We start from the raw sequence: 12,643 nt of genomic DNA, 5'->3' as shown, positions 1-12,643 counted from the left end.
ACCCTCAGCCAGCCCGCTCGCGGATAACTTGACAACGCCCCTGCGACTACCTCGCCGACGTCGAGCTGCGCCAGGAGATCCACGAGGGCCTGCAGGTCGTGGAGAACTGGAACAGCGCGAACAAGGACCTCTTCTATGGCAAAGACGGCGACCTGGCAGGGCAGGACAAGGAGTCCCAGGAGGTGTCCATGCTCGCCCTGCACGTGCTCCAGTCCGCCCTGGTTCACGTCAACACGCTGCTGATGCAGCAGGTCCTCGCCGATCCGAAGTGGGCCGACACCCTCACCGACGCGGACCGGCGGGCACTGTCACCGCTGTTCTGGACCCACGTGAACCCCTACGGCCGGTTCGAGCTGGACATGAGCAGCCGCCTGGAACTGGACCTGAGTATCAGGGCGGCTACGGTGCCCAACCCTCGCATGGCGCAGGATGAGACAGCCGCCGCCCCGGGTTGTGAGTCGACTGTCACCGGGTGTACCTGCGGATGCGGTAGCGCAGTCCGGACACGGAAGACTGCCAGCCTTTATCCTCGGTGACTCTCCACGTCGGGCCCGGTGCCGGCGCATAGGTGTCGCCGTCCACCGTCCAGTCGACCTCAGTCACCGAGAGCGTTGTGGCGTACTCCAGGGCGGCCCGGTAAATCTCCCCGCCTCCGATCACCCATGCTGCAGCAGGGGCAGCTCGCTCCAACGGCTCGGCTGCAAGCTCCAGAGCCTGGGCGACAGACCCGGCGCGTTCGGCACCACTGGCCACCCACTGCGGATCACGAGTCACCACGATGTTGCGTCTGCCGGACAGCGGGCGGAATCGTGGAGGTAGCGAATCCCACGTCTTGCGCCCCATCACCACGGGATGGCCGAGGGTGGTTGCCTTGAAATGTGCCATGTCCTCAGGCAGGCGCCACGGAATCGCATTGTCCGCACCGATCACGCCATCAAGGGTCTGCGCCCAGATCAGCCCGACGTTCACACCGCGACCGGGGCTTTGATGGCCGGGTGGTGCCGGTAGTTGACCACCTCCACATCGGCGTAGGCATAGTCGAAAAGCGAGTTGGCTTGGCGCAGACGCAACCCGGGAAACTCGAACGGGGTGCGCGAGAGCTGCTCGGTCACCTGCTCGACGTGATTGTCGTAGATGTGGCAGTCGCCGCCGGTCCAGATGAAGTCGCCAGCCTTGAGGCCGGCCTGCTGAGCCACCATGTGCGTGAGCAGGGCATAGCTGGCGATGTTGAACGGGACGCCGAGGAACAGGTCCGCGCTGCGCTGGTACAGCTGGCAGGAGAGCTTGCCGTCGGCGACGTAAAACTGGAAGAAGGCGTGACAGGGCGCGAGAGCCATCTTGTCCAGCTCGGCGACGTTCCAGGCGGAGACGATCATCCGGCGGGAGTCCGGGTCCCGGCTCAGAGTGTCGAGAACCTCGCTGACCTGGTCGATGTGCCTGCCGTCCGGGGCGGGCCAGGACCGCCACTGTGCGCCGTAAACCGGACCGAGTTCACCGTTCGCGTCGGCCCATTCGTCCCAGATGGTGACGCCGTGCTCCTGCAGCCAGCCGACGTTCGAGTCGCCACGCAGGAACCAGAGAAGCTCGTACACGATGGACCTGAGATGCACCTTTTTGGTGGTGACCAGCGGGAACCCTTGCGAGAGGTCGTAGCGTAGTTGGTGCCCGAAGACACTTCGGGTGCCGGTGCCCGTCCGGTCGGCTTTGGCCGTCCCGGAGGTAAGTACCAGCCGCAACAGGTCTTCGTACTGGGTGTCCGCCACGGCGGTCGAGTCTACTGGCCGCCGACAGGCACGCACTCGACGGTCACGTCTCCCCGTACGCCGAGGCACCGGCGTGAGGCTCAGCGCCGACGGCGGGCTGCGGAGTCGCGTTCAGTGACATGCCGGGCGACGGCGTCGACGCCGGGGCGGGCGTACCGCTCCAGGGAGCGGACGGAGGCGTGCCGGGAGCGGGCCAGCAGCATCGGGGTGGAGGTGCCGCCCTCGGCGTCGTGGGTGAGCGCTCTGCCGCAGCCGGTGCAGGGTCCAGCCGTCCAGGTTCTCGATGCCCTCGGGCGAGGCCAGCGGGTTGGCCAGCAACCGGGTGTTCTCCTCGAAGATCTCCTCGGCCCGACGGTAGGAGAGCCTCGCCCGGCCGGTCTCCTCGCCCACGTCCAGTGACGGCGTTCCGGCCGGGGCTCGGCGGCCAGTGAGGAACAGCGGGGCTGCCGCCTCGTGGCTTGTATCGCTTCGCCGCCCGGCACCCCACGACGACTCGGCCGCCGATTAGGAAGTGCGAACAAGTCGCTGTGTAGAGCAATGCCGGCGAGGTCGTCCGTGGCACGAACAGCACGAACACGCACGTCAGGAGCACGATGAGCCGGATATGGGCGGGGATCGACAGCGGCAAGGGCCACCACCACGGGCCTCGCCCTGGACGCCGACGGCAAGACACTGCTGTCGTGGCGGGTCGCCAACGACGAGCCCGAGCTGCTGAAGCTGATCGGCGACGTCCTGGACCTGGCCGACGGCCGTCAGGTCACCTGGGATGCGATGCGCAGCAGCAGCTTGCCGGTGGAGGTGCGTCCGCCCATGAGTTGGTGGGCGTCGGCCGCATCCGACAGCGGGAATTCGGCGGTGACGGGGAGGGACACCACTCCCTCGGAGACCGTGCGCAGTGAGCGTTCGGTCAGTGCGCGCACGGCGTCGGGTGCCGTCCGGGCGAGCGCCAGCACAGAGAATCCCCCGATGGAGCGGCCCTGTGCGTGCAGTTCTGGCTGCCCGGCCCGCCAGGGCTCGGCGCCGCTGGCGTTGCCGAAGGACACCAGACGCCCGAAGACAGCCAGCGCGTTAAGGCTGCGGCGCAGCGTGTCGCCGCCCACCGGGTCGAGCACCAGATCGACGCCCTTGCCGCCCGTAGCGCGGCGGACCTCCTCGGCGAAGGTGTCGGCTCGGAACACTTCGTCGTAGCCGTGCTTGAGCGCGTACTCGGCCTTGGTGTCGGTGGAGACCACCCCGTACACCGCACCGGCGCCCGCCGCCCGGGCCAGTTGCCCGGCCGCCGTGCCGATGCCTCCCGCCGCGCCGTGCACCAGCACGCTCTCCCCAGCCCGCAGCCGCCCCACCTCGTGGATCAGGGCATGCGTGGTCGGCAGCACGATGAGCAGCGCGGCCGCGGTCCGCAGGTCCAGTCCCTCGGGCAGCGGAAAGACGGTCGCGGCCTCGGCGAGGACCACCTCGGCATAGCCGCCGCCGTCAACGAGCGCGGCGACTTCCTGCCCCACCCGCAGTCCCTCGACGCCCTCCCCGACCGCCCGGATGTGCCCGGAGAGTTCCAGGCCGGGACGGTAGGGCAGCGAGGCCACCCGGTAGCCCTCAGCACGCGCCTTCACGTCCGCGAAGTTCACCCCTGCCCAGGCAGCGTCGATGGTCACTTGACCCGGTCCCGGCTCGGGTGCCCCGGCCTTGACGAGCTGCAGAACCTCGGGACCGCCGTACTCCTGGAACTCGACCGCGCGCATACGAAAACCGCCCTTCCCCCTGAGTGTTCAACCGAAAGCGAACACTAGCAATGTAAGATGACTGTCGAACACTCGGCAAGTGAGTGCGCCGGCCACGGAGGAGGAAAAGGGATGCCTGAACAGGCGGAAGGTGGGGGTCACCGCCCGGCACCCGTACACACGCACCCCGACCACGTCCCCCTCCTGACCGCACTGTCCGCGCTCGCGGACCCCGTCCGCATCCGGCTGATCCGCGACCTGGCGACCCACCCCGACTGGACGCTCAGCTGCAGCAACTTCGATGTACCGGTCGGCAGAGCAGCAAAGAGCCATCACTTCTCGGTGCTGCGCGACGCCGGCCTCGTCGAACAGCGCGACCAAGGACCCAAACGGCTCAACCGACTGCGCCGCGAGGAGTTCGACGCCCGCTTCCCCGGCCTCCTCGACCTGGCCCTCCGCGCCGACGACATCGACTGAACGGCGGGTCGGAAGTGTGTCAGCTCGCCGCACCGGGCTGCGCAGTGCCGCCTCGTTGTAGCCGCTGTACGGCGCCCTGGTTGGCTGGGCCCAGCGCCGTCGGCGACTGTCCTTCGCGGCGCTGGGCACGCAGTACCAGGTGAACGTGCCGGTCCACCGGATCGTGGGCCTGACCGGCGACCGGGGGCGCCGGTCACACGGCACCGTTCCCCTGTGGGAGGAATGCACCCCGCCCGCCCCGCACCAGTACTCCCGCACCAGTACTACTGGTTGCCCTGAGGCCGGCGGGCTTTTTGGGTGCCATCCGAGGGCCTTCCTGCCGGGGGATCTCGGCGTTCTCGTGCGCCGTGGCTGCGGTCAGGCACCCCGAAGGTTGTGGACCTTCGCCGTTGTGTGGTCACTGCGATGCCCGAGGAGGGATACTGACAGGCATGTCCGTGTCCTCCGCATCCTCGGCGCCGAGCGCATTCGAGCTGCTGCGCGAGCAGTACGCACTGCGACTGCCCACGTCATTGGAGGAGCTCGCCGGTCCAGCGACTGGCACGGTGGACCTGCCTTTGCACGTCGTCTGGTCCGGCCGTCGCTCGTACGGGCTCAGCCAGCCCCGCTCCCGGATGAGTCTCTACCGCACCGTGCTGGCTGAAGGGCAGCGTCAGGACGTGATCGCTTTCCTCAACCGCGACCTGCTCATCGCCCAGTGGCCGGTCCTGCGTACGCTGATCAGCCGTCCCCTGCGAGACGCCTGGGAGAACCGCTTCCCCGAGCTGCCTGCGGACAAGGCTGCCGCGGCCGCGTGAACCTTTCCGAACTGCACCGCCGCCTCCTGGCAGACGTCCTCGACATTGGAACCCCGTACCCCCTGGTGATCACCGGCGGGTACGCAGTCCAAGCTCACGGCCTGGTCGACCGCCTCTCCCAGGATCTCGACGTAGCCACTGAGAATCCGGCACCGATCAGCGAGATCGTCCGAACCGTGAGCAGCGGGCTGACGAAGCGTGGCTGGCAGGTCGAGCAGATTGAGATCGGGGCGCTATCCGGCCGGCTGCTCGCCACCGATCCCGGCACAGGCGAACAGTGCGAGGTCGACGTCCTGAAAGAGGTGCTCTGGCACCCGCCGACGTCCAGCGCGTACGGCCCGGTGCTGTCGCTGGACGACGTGATCGGAACGAAGGTGCGGGCGCTTGCCGACAGAGGCGCAGTGCGCGATCTGATCGACGTCCACGCCGCCTCCCAGCACCGGTCCATGGCCGACCTCGAGAACCTCGGCCGACGCCACGCGCGCTACGCCTTCAGTCTGGAAGACCTCCGCGACCGCCTCGCGGGCGCGGAGTGGTGGGATGACCAGGACTACGGCGACTACGGCCTCCAGCCCGATCAGATCGACGCCCTGCGGACGTGGGCTCTGGAATGGGCCACCGACATCGGTGCACGTCTGCAGGTTGAGCAAGACCCCAATGATCTCTGACCGAGGCTCCGGTTCGCCCGTGCTGGAGTAGATCACGCACGGGTTCGGATCATGCCCGGTGTGGGGAACACCAGGAGCAGTCCGGTGGCATCGCGACCCGCTACGAGAAGACCGCGACCATCTCCTGGCAGGACTGCACATCGCGGGCATGGTCCGCCCAGCCGTGGGTGGCCACGCTGCTGCGGACGTTCCTTCGAACAGGCTCTGTCCGCAGTTCCGTGATCGACCAGCTGACGAGTTCTTGATCAGTCGAAGGCCAGGACGAGTCGAACGGCGTTATCACCGAAACGATCCGCCAGAGCTTTCATTACGGCAAACACGTGTGGCCAGTGGGACCTGGGTCCCAGGATAGAACCAGCCGTCAACGACTCGTAGCGGCAAAGCAAGTCTCCGCTGTTCCACTCGACGTAATGGTCGCCTCCTTCCAGTTCCTCTGGGAGTGGACCCACTGCAGCAACCAACTCCGGGTCCCATTCAGCCGGAACAAGTTGCTGATGCAGAATTGAGGGCTTCGCCAGGGATGACCATGTGAGCCGGCCAATGTAGTGCTCTGGAGCAGTTGCTGGATCCAGTCCCGCGATCTCTGCCCAGCTGACCCAGGTAGCCCCTGCCAGGTGGCCGTCTTGCCCCGGTCGTTGAGCAGCAGCATTGTGTCGTTCAGCAGCGGGAGCAGTTGCTCTGCGTACCCGGTCTCCTTCTCGGGCTTCGGCCCGAAGACCGCGCCGAGCAGCGCCCGTGTCCCGGTCTCGCACAGCACCATGACCTTCAGCATCGGATAGCCGTCTGTGCCGTAACGGTGTTTGTGTTTGCCCAGCCAAGCACAGACTCGCGGCCGGTCAGGGGCCTTGGTGGAGCTGCATCCGTCGAAGGCGACCGTACGCCAGCACCGGTAGCGCACCCCGGGTGTGACCGGCTGCGCCACGGGGCCGGCCAGCGTCTCGAACAGCAACCGCAGCGGCGCGATACCCAGCCGCCGGCGCACCTCTCGCAGTGCCTTCTCCGACGGACGCTGTGGGAGGAGTCCGCGCAGCCCGGCGGCCAGCTTGTCCCACACACGCACGTACCCCAGCTGCGGAAAGAGAGCCAGTGCCAGGATGAAGTGCACACCCACCCTCGACGGAAGCAGCCGCAGTCTCCGCTGAGTGCCGCCGGTACGTTTCAGCACGTCATCGACCAATTCAAAGGGCAACTGCCGGGTCAGCTCGCCCAGATGCCCCGGAGCGAAGGCGCCGTCAGCGACGGTGACGGACGACGTGAGGGTGACGGTGGGACACTGAACGGGCACCGGGGCTCCTTCAAGCAGGAAGACCTTGGTCGGCTTCCTCGCTCTACCAGGAGCCCCGTTGCCGTGACCGGCGCTGGGGCACCGGACGCCGCAATCCCAGCCCGCCCGACCACGACACCTGGGGAGACCTCGACCGCTACCAGCGCCTGCGGGCCGTCCTGAGCACCAACGAGCACTGCAAGGCGGCACAAGCCAGGTTCTTCGCGGATCCCGATGCCGGGGGCGGCCGGGCCGTCCACGTCGCGGGCGGTGCTCACGCGGGCGCCGACGTGCTCGGCGGCATCGAAGTACGCCGACCACTCGGCGCGTCACCCAAGCCGCCCTCGACCGGTTCGTCAGCTGCATCCAGCGCCACTTGGCACTCCGCTCGCCGCCGAGGGCCGCGCGCACGCGCCCGGTCTGCGCATCGCCCTGTATCGCGCTGTGATCGCGGTGGCGTACATGGACGCCGCTGGCCAAGCCATTGATGCGCCGTACGGCGCCCTGATCGGTCCCGCCCTCGGCATCGATGCCGGCCGCGCCGATGGGTGCGGCTCTGCGGATCTCTTCCCGGCAAGCGGCGGCCCTATCAGCGCAAGGGGAGGGCGCGCTCAGGTCGATTGGCGCCGCCGACAACCGTGGACGAACGCGGGATGACTGCCTCGACAAGAGCAGAGTGGATCAATCCAGCCTTCTTGTCGTGGACCTGGCGTGTCGTCACAATCCCGTAGTGACTGTGACTCATCGCGCGTAGATCGCGACTCGATACGGGAGTGCCGATGAAGAAGTCCAGACGATGAAGAAGTCCAGACTATGGATGGCGGGCATGGCCGGCCTGGCCCTTCTGCTCGGTGGGATCCAAGGCTCGGCGCAAGGCGCAGGGTCGAGCAGCGGCACACACCCCGCGACCGGGGTGGGCTCGTGCACGCTGAAGAACTGGAACGTCGACCAGGACCCTGAGGACGCCAAGAACCTGCCCGAGGGGCAGCGTCCTCAGTCCTACAAGCCCGACGACTACAACTGCACAGGCGCCCACTTCGCCGCGCCGGGCGTTGAGTTCGCCAAGTTCCCGCAGCCGCACAACTACTCGGCCAAGGCGGCAACCGGCGGCCGGATGACCACCGCCACCACCACGGCGACGAACCCGCTCGCTCCCTACTTCCCGCCGTTCACGCACTTCGTGATGCTGACCCGGGAGAACCACACCTTCGACGACTACCTCGGTGACTGCGCCACTACGGTGCAGTCCGGGTGCAACGGCGTCGTGCAGAGCACGAACCACATCAGCTCGGTGCCGAACCTGCACACACTCGCCAAGACCTACTCGCTGCTGGACTCCTACAGCACCGGCACGCAGCCCCCGAGTGGACCCAACCACTGGTGGCTGTTCTCCGGGCAGTCGTCCTCCAGCTCGCAGCAGCAGTCCTACCCCGCGGCCACCGGCACCCAATTCGACCGCTTCCTCAAGGGTGCTTCGGGCCCGTCGGGCGAGGGAACCAACCCCTGCGTGGCGCAGACCGGCATCGGGACCGGAACCGCCCAGCTGTCGATGGTGACCGAAGGCGACTTCTACTGGATGCTCAGCACCGGCAGTGGCTACTGGCGCAACCCCGCCACCAACGCCGTCGAGGTACTGCCGGTCAACCGGCCGGGCACGACGATCCCGGAGGAGCTCGACTACAACAACTACACGTGCAAGGCGCAAAACGATGACGACCAGGTCATCGGGAACAACTACATGAACTTCGTGGCGGCCCATGGCCTGCCCGCGTACTCCTACGTCGAGCTGTTCAACGACCACCCCGGCACCTACCAGGACATCCCGAAGAACGACTCGGTCACCAAGCAGATCGTCGATTCCATCATGAACAACGCGTCCTACAAGGACAACACGGTCATCGTGGTGACCGAGGACGACACGCAGAACGGCAGCAACGGCCCGGACCACGTCAGCAATACCTACCGGGTGCCGAGCGTCGTCATCGCCTCGCCCAAGTACATGAAGCAGGCCTATGTCAGCCACGTCGCCTACTCCACGAACAACGTGCTGGCGGCGATGGAGCGCGTCATGCAGAACGTCCACCCGGGCGTCATAGACCCGAACGACAACATCGGGCTGAGCACCTTCCCGATGACCACCAACGACCAGGCAGGCCTCGGCGACCCACTGGAGGACCTGTGGATCCAGGGCGCCACTCCGCTCTCTGCCTCCGCAGGCGCCTCGCCGACCACAGGCAACGCGCCGCTGGCGGTCAACTTCACCGGCTCGGCCTCGGGCGGGACCGGGCCCTACAGCTACAGCTGGGACTTCGGTGACGGCTCCGCGGCCAGCACGGCGCAGAACCCGAGCCACACCTACAGCACCGCCGGCAGCTACACGGCGACGCTCACGGTCACCGACAGCGCCTCCCCGGCCCACGCGGCCACCTCAACGGTCGCGCTGAACGTGAGCGCGGTCGGCAACCCGCTGGCGGCCAGCGCCTCGGCCGCGCCGACCTCTGGGCAGGTACCGCTGAACGTGTCCTTCACCGGCACGGCCACGGGCGGGACACCGGCGTACTCCTACAGCTGGGACTTCGGTGACGGCTCCGCGGCCAGCACGGCGCAGAACCCGAGCCACACCTACAGCACCGCCGGCAGCTACACGGCAACGCTCACGGTCACCGACAGCTCCACTCCCGCCAAGACAGCCACGTCGACCGTGACGATCACGGCCTCGCCCATCGCCGGCGCGCCCCCGGGCGCCCCGACGGGTCTCACCGCCACGCCCGGCAGCGGGCAGGTCACGCTGAACTGGCACGCCCCCTCCAGCAACGGCGGCGTCAACATCACCTCCTACAAGGTCTACCGCGGCACGTCCAGCGGCTCGGAGACCCAGCTCACCTCGGGCGGCTGCAACAACCTGGCCGTTGTGCTCTCCTGCACGGACACCGGGCTCACCAACGGACAGCCCTACTACTACAAGGTCACCGCCGTGAACTCGATCGGCGAGAGCGCCCAGAGCAACGAGGCGAGCGCCACGCCCGGCGGCTGCACCCCGCAGCAACTCCTGGGCAATCCGGGCTTCGAAACCGGCACCGCCTCGCCCTGGTCCACGACCACCGGCGTGATCAACAAGTCCTCCACCGAGCCGCCGCACTCCGGCAGCTGGGACGCCTGGCTGGACGGCTACGGCACCACCCACACCGACACCCTGTCGCAGACGGTGACCCTGCCGACCGGCTGCTCCTCAGAGCAGTTGAGCTTCTGGCTGCACATCGACACAGCGGAGACCTCCACGACCACCGCCTACGACACCCTCAAGGTGCAGGTGCTCAACAGCTCCGGCACCGTACTATCGACCCTGCACACCTATTCCAACCTCGACCACCTCACCGGCTACGCCCAGCACACCTTCGACCTGTCGGCCTACGCCGGCCAGACGGTGACGCTGAAGTTCACCGGGAGCGAGGACTACACCAAGCAGACCTCGTTCGTGATCGACGACACCGCCATCGACACCACCTGATCCCACAGCGGGAACAGTGACGGCCGGCCGGGTGACGATTTCCGGCCGGCCGTCCGCGCGTCGGACGGGTCTGGTCCGAAAATGAAGGTTCAGCCAGCTCGTGAAGTGGCGGTTTCGATGGGGTCGAAGCGGACGGTGAAGCCGAGAGCGTTGGCCTGGCGGGTGAGGCGGCGCATGGCGCGTTCGGGGTCGTACTTCGTGTAGTAGTCGCCACCGAGGTCGGCGTATTCGGTGTCGTGGGTGAGCATGTGCCACACCGCGGTCAGGATCGAGTGTTCGAGGGCGACCAGGGCCTACTTCTTGCCCAGGCGGGGCATGAGCCGGTGGTAGCGGGCGCCGAGGTAGGTGGTCTCGCGGGTGCGGGCGGCGGCCATGGCGGCGGTGCCCAGCGCGGCCCCCAGCCGTCGGTTCCCGTGTCGGCGTCTGCCGGATTTGTGTCTGCCTGCGGACTCGTGGTGGCCGGGGCAGACCCCGGCTCACGAGGCCAGGTGACCGGTGGTCGCAAGCGGGCCATGTCACCGCCAGTCTCAGCGAGGATGGCCTCGGCGACACCGCGTCCGACGCCGGGGATGGTCTGCAGCAGTTCAAGCTGGCGGCCAAAAGGGAGCATCTCCTCCTCGGTCCGCACGGACAGTTCGTCGATCGCCGCGGTGAGGTGGTCGATGCGCTCGAGGTGCAGGCGGCAGAGGAAGGCGTGGTGTTCGCTGAAGTTCCCGGTCACGGCCTCCACCAAGGTCGGGATCTTGGGGCGCATGCGGGCCTTGGCCATCTCTGCCAGGGTGTGGACATCGCGTTCGCCGTCGATGAGGGCGGTGAGCATGGCCCGGCCGGAGACGCCCATGATGTCGGTGGCCACCGACGAGAGTTTGATGCCTGCGTCCTCCAGCTCCTTCTCCAGGCGCTGGACTTCCCGGGTCCGCTCGGCGGTGAGGCAGGAGCGATAACGAGTGAGGTCCCGCAGGTGCCGGATCGGCTCCGGCGGCACGAATGACGCCTTCAGCAGGCCGCATTCGCCCAGCTGGCACAGCCAGGCGGCGTCGGCCACGTCGGTCTTGCGGCCGGGTAGGCCCTTGGCGTGGGCGGCGTTGACCAGGATCACGTTCAGGCAGTCCTCCAGCAGGTAGAACGCCGGCCGCCAATAATCTCCGTCGCCTCCATCACCACCAGGGTGACCTTCTCGGCGAGCAGCCACTCCCGCAGCTCGAGAAGGGAGTTGGTCATGGTCGGATAGGTGCGGATCTCCCGGCGCCGCGAGCGTCTACCGCTCGGATTCGGGGTGCGGACGCACGCTTTGAGGTCCTTCTTGCCAATGTCGAGTGCGGCGCACCGCTCGTGCAGTACGTCCATGAACCCCACCTCCTGGAACAGCACTTGCCGAAGTGCCGTCCGGAGGAGCCACAGGGCTGGAAAGAGTCTGGTCCGCGTGCTGCCGCAACAATCAACGGTCCCTGTCAGCGACTCCCGACGCCATACTGACACGCGAGCTCACAAGGCATCACAGATTCGTCGGCGTTCCGGACGGACACCGGCCCCATTTTCCCGCCACCACGGCGGCCAGCGCAGCGGCCTGGATTACTGACACGAAAATGACGTGTAGTTCGCAGTCAGGCTGAGATCGGGTCGAAGCGGATGGTGAGGCCGAGGCTGTTGGCTTCCTTCGTCATGCGTCGCATAGCGCGTTCGGGATCACGGCGGCTGAAGTAGTCGGCCCCGAGGTCACGCTAGGGGACTTTGTCGTGCAGCACGTGCCAGATCGCGATGGCCAGTTTGTGCATGACGGCAACCAGGGCTCGTTTGCCGCCGCGGCGGGCTGCGACGCTGTCCAGGACGGTACGGAGCACTCCGCGCTCCCGCCCCGGGAGACCGCAAGATTCCCGAACTGACAATTGCCGACCGTTGCCAATGCTCGTGGTCACCCGGATTTGCTCGGACGGTTCTGATGATCTGCCGACAGTGTCGGAAACGCGGATTCTACATTGCGCACGGCTGTGGCTGGGCTGTTGAGGAGCTCGTTGATGAGCTGGGTAGTCTCCATCTCCAGCGAGCAGTCCAAATCCCGGTTGACCTGTTGCACGCGGGTGATCGCGGTGTGCAGCCCGGAGCGGTTCTGGCGCGCGGCTTCAAGACGGATCCAGTCCCGGTACGGGAGCTCCGCCGTGGGGTCGACGTCGAGGCCGGTCGCGACGGCCTGGCGGGCGGCGCTGAGGTCGTGGTGGGGGCCTGCGGGGATGCGGTAGGTGGCCACGGTGTGCGCGACGTCGGTGATCCGCGTGATCATTTCCTGAGCGTAGGGCTCGGCCCAGGGAAGCGGCCGGCCGCCGAATGGCTTGCCCCGGACCAGAGTCAGTGCCTTCTCCAGGTCGGTCAGGCCGGATGGGCCCAGCGGCAGCGCGTGTTCGACGAGTTCAGGTTGGCGGCCAGAACGTCGTCGAGCGGTGGGAGGCGGCG

The 12,643-nt window shown here is 67.4% G+C and carries 10 protein-coding genes and 3 pseudogenes; 6 read left to right on the top strand and 7 right to left on the bottom strand.

Translation table 11 applies throughout. From position 1 onward, the window contains the following. Nucleotides 1-98 precede the first annotated feature (98 nt). A complete protein-coding gene (locus tag AAW14_RS38475) occupies nt 99-536 on the top strand; it encodes a Tn3 family transposase (protein WP_265569123.1) in 438 nt (145 codons plus the stop codon). On the opposite strand, the gene AAW14_RS38470 is transcribed toward AAW14_RS38475, so the two are convergent. From AAW14_RS38470 to AAW14_RS38460, 3 genes are all read right to left on the bottom strand, one after another. Further along, nucleotides 466-969, bottom strand: a complete 504-nt coding sequence (locus tag AAW14_RS38470; protein ID WP_265569122.1) for a dihydrofolate reductase — start codon at nt 967-969, stop codon at nt 466-468. The two genes, AAW14_RS38475 and AAW14_RS38470, sit on opposite strands and share 71 nt — an antisense overlap. Beyond that, nucleotides 966-1,763, bottom strand: a complete 798-nt coding sequence (locus AAW14_RS38465; protein ID WP_265569121.1) for a thymidylate synthase — start codon at nt 1,761-1,763, stop codon at nt 966-968. The genes AAW14_RS38470 and AAW14_RS38465 overlap by 4 nt, the downstream gene beginning before the upstream one ends. 80 nt (nt 1,764-1,843) lie before the next feature. Further along, nucleotides 1,844-1,966: a PmrA gene (locus tag AAW14_RS38460; RefSeq protein WP_265569120.1), complete on the bottom strand. Its 123-nt coding sequence runs from the start codon at nt 1,964-1,966 to the stop codon at nt 1,844-1,846. 390 nt (nt 1,967-2,356) lie between these two features. Between AAW14_RS38460 and AAW14_RS38455 the strand changes: the two are divergent. Beyond that, nucleotides 2,357-2,528, top strand: a pseudogene (locus AAW14_RS38455) (IS110 family transposase); the annotation flags it as partial. Here AAW14_RS38455 and AAW14_RS38450 read toward each other — a convergent pair. After that, on the bottom strand, nt 2,516-3,502 hold the full coding sequence (locus AAW14_RS38450; protein WP_265569119.1) for a quinone oxidoreductase family protein: 987 nt from the start codon (nt 3,500-3,502) through the stop codon (nt 2,516-2,518). The pseudogene AAW14_RS38455 and the gene AAW14_RS38450 sit on opposite strands and share 13 nt — an antisense overlap. Nucleotides 3,503-3,613: 111 nt before the next feature. On the opposite strand from AAW14_RS38450, the gene AAW14_RS38445 reads away from it, so the two are divergent. From AAW14_RS38445 to AAW14_RS38435, 3 genes are all read left to right on the top strand, one after another. Continuing rightward, on the top strand, nt 3,614-3,958 hold the full coding sequence (locus tag AAW14_RS38445; protein WP_265569118.1) for an ArsR/SmtB family transcription factor: 345 nt from the start codon (nt 3,614-3,616) through the stop codon (nt 3,956-3,958). A gap of 431 nt (nt 3,959-4,389) precedes the next feature. Beyond that, the gene (locus tag AAW14_RS38440; RefSeq protein ID WP_265569117.1) at nt 4,390-4,755 is read left to right on the top strand and encodes a hypothetical protein; all 366 of its coding nucleotides are present in this window, start codon (nt 4,390-4,392) and stop codon (nt 4,753-4,755) included. Beyond that, nucleotides 4,752-5,423 carry a nucleotidyl transferase AbiEii/AbiGii toxin family protein gene (locus AAW14_RS38435; RefSeq protein WP_265569116.1) on the top strand — a complete coding sequence of 224 codons (672 nt, stop codon included), beginning with the start codon at nt 4,752-4,754 and terminating at the stop codon, nt 5,421-5,423. The genes AAW14_RS38440 and AAW14_RS38435 overlap by 4 nt, the downstream gene beginning before the upstream one ends. Before the next feature lie 625 nt (nt 5,424-6,048). Here AAW14_RS38435 and AAW14_RS38430 read toward each other — a convergent pair. Beyond that, nucleotides 6,049-6,708 (bottom strand): annotated as a pseudogene (locus AAW14_RS38430) (transposase domain-containing protein); the annotation flags it as partial. Between the two features lie 775 nt (nt 6,709-7,483). Between AAW14_RS38430 and AAW14_RS38425 the strand changes: the two are divergent. Continuing rightward, nucleotides 7,484-10,195, top strand: a complete 2,712-nt coding sequence (locus AAW14_RS38425) for a PKD domain-containing protein (protein ID WP_322741169.1) — start codon at nt 7,484-7,486, stop codon at nt 10,193-10,195. 89 nt (nt 10,196-10,284) lie between these two features. Here AAW14_RS38425 and AAW14_RS38415 read toward each other — a convergent pair. Continuing rightward, nucleotides 10,285-11,542: pseudogene (locus tag AAW14_RS38415) on the bottom strand (IS110 family transposase). Nucleotides 11,543-12,107: 565 nt separating this feature from the next. Next, a partial coding sequence (locus AAW14_RS38410) for a bacterial transcriptional activator domain-containing protein (RefSeq protein WP_265569114.1) occupies nt 12,108-12,643 on the bottom strand: 536 nt, incomplete at its 5' end.

The organism is Streptomyces hygroscopicus, from assembly GCF_026168105.1.
Lineage (GTDB): Bacteria > Actinomycetota > Actinomycetes > Streptomycetales > Streptomycetaceae > Streptomyces > Streptomyces hygroscopicus_D.
The sequence above is the reverse complement of the archived record's forward strand: the minus strand, read 5'-3'. Positions and strand labels throughout refer to the sequence as shown.